This window comes from Streptomyces alkaliphilus (assembly GCF_014141535.1).
Taxonomy (GTDB): Bacteria; Actinomycetota; Actinomycetes; order Streptomycetales; family Streptomycetaceae; genus Streptomyces; species Streptomyces alkaliphilus.
The window spans coordinates 1-2,032 of sequence record NZ_VKHT01000910.1 but is presented as its reverse complement, the minus strand read 5'-3'; the positions used below and the strand labels follow the sequence as shown (position 1 = coordinate 2,032).

Sequence of the window (2,032 nt, the reverse complement as noted above, 5' to 3'; positions counted from 1 at the left end):
GGCCGGGAGGGGGTCAGGCCTGGCGGCGGATCTCCACCGTGCGGAACCGGTTGGCGATGAAGGCGGCGTCCACCAGGGCCACGTTCGCGGCCGGGTTGCCGCCCGAGCCGTGCAGGTCGGAGAAGGCGCTGGTCTGGTTGACCAGGACCGAGCCGGTGAGGTTGAGGGACAGCTGGGCGCACTCGTCCAGGCAGGCCTCCACCAGCTCCCGCTCCACCTCGGGGGAGGTGGTGTACCCGCCGACGGACATCGCGCCGCGCTCGCGGACGGTGCGGCGCAGCAGCGCGATCGAGTCGGCGGTGGAGTCCGTGGCCACGGCGAAGGAGACCGGCCCGAAGCACTCGGCCTGGTGCACCCCCTCCGCGTCCGCCGAGGAGCCGTCCAGCGCGACGGAGACCGGGGTCCGGATGGTGGCGTCCGGGTGGTCGGCGTGCGGCACGGCCCGGGAGGTGAGCACGGCCTCGCCCTGCTCGGGGGCCTTCTCGATGCGTTCGAGCACCTGTGGGTTGACCACGGCGCCGAGCACGGCGGCGGCCCGGGCGTCGTCGCCCAGCAGCTTGTCCACGGCCGCGGCGAGGTCGGCGGTGACCTCGGTGAAGGTCTTGCGGCCCTCGTCGGTGTCGATGCCGTCGCGGGGGATGAGGAGGTTCTGCGGGGTGGTGCACATCTGCCCGCTGTACAGGCTCAGGGAGAAGGCCAGGTTCCCCAGCATGGCGCGGTAGGAGTCGGTGGAGTCGATGACGACGGTGTTGACACCGGCCTTCTCGGTGTAGACCTGCGCCTGCGTCGCGTTGCCCTCCAGCCACTCGCCGAAGGATGCCGAGCCGGTGTAGTCGATGATCCGGACCTCGGGGCGCAGGGCCAGCTCCTTGGCGATGCCCTCGCCGTCGCCCTCGGCCGCCAGCGCCACCAGATTGGGGTCGAAACCGGCCTCGGCGAGGGTCTCGCGGGCGATCCGCACGGTGAGCGCCAGCGGCAGCACGGCCCGCGGGTGCGGCTTGACCAGGACCGGGTTGCCGGTGGCCAGGGAGGCGAACAGGCCGGGGTAGCCGTTCCAGGTGACGAAGGTGTTGCAGCCGATGAGCAGCGAGACGCCGCGCCCCACCGGCACGAACTCCTTGTCCAGCTCGACCGGGCCGCGCTTGTCGGGCTTGGCCCAGCGCATCCGCTCCGGCAGTCGGGTCTGCTCGTCGTAGGCCCGGGCGACGGCCTCCAGACCGCGGTCCAGGGCGTGCGGCCCACCGGCCTGGAAGGCCATCATGAACGCCTGACCGGTGGTGTGCATGACCGCGTGGGCGATCTCGGGGGTGCGGGCGTTGAGCCGGGCGAGGATCTCCACGCACACCAGGGCGCGCAGCTCGGGCCCGGCCGCGCGCCAGCCCGGCATCGCGGCGCGCATCGCGGGCAGCAGGGCCTCGAGGTCGGCGCGGGGGTAGTCGATGCCCAGCCGGAAGCCGTAGGGGGAGATCTCGTCGCCCACCCGGTCGGCGAGGGCGGGCTGGTCGAGGTCGAAGGGGGTGTCGCGCAGGGCCTCGAACGCCGCCGCGCCCTCCGGGACGCTCTGCGAGCCGGGAACGGCGGTGTTCTCACCGCCGTATGCCTTGGGGTTCTCGGGGTGGGGGGACCAGTGGACCCGGGTGCGCGTCGTCTCCAGGGCGGTGTCCAGGGTGCCGCGGTGCCGCTCGGCCAGTCGCGCGGCCGTGAGCGAAGGGGTCATGGGTGGGCCATCTCCTCGGTGGGCGGGGGCTGAACTGGCTTCTCTGCGGAGCGTGGTCGATACTGCAACCGAACGGTCGGTCGGGGCAAGGGGCTGTGGACAACCCGGCGCGCCGACTCTCCCGTCGTGCCGGGAGAAGGGTCTCATCCGACCGGTCGGTATGTCAGGGGTCCGGTCCGGGACGCGACGCACATCACCCGGTGCCGGTCGGGAAACGGTGCGCCTGCCGCGTACCCTTCGGCCGGGCGACGATCGCGGAGACACGGGACGGGAACGGGAGGGGTCGGTCATGGCCGGGAGGGCGGAGGGCGCCGG

General features: G+C 73.1%; 1 protein-coding gene. It reads right to left on the bottom strand.

The annotated features are described in order from the left end of the window. Positions 1-13: 13 nt before the first annotated feature. Positions 14-1,717 carry a phenylacetic acid degradation protein PaaN gene (gene paaN / locus FNQ90_RS21045; protein ID WP_182607794.1) on the bottom strand — a complete coding sequence of 568 codons (1,704 nt, stop codon included), beginning with the start codon at positions 1,715-1,717 and terminating at the stop codon, positions 14-16. Positions 1,718-2,032 lie beyond the last annotated feature (315 nt).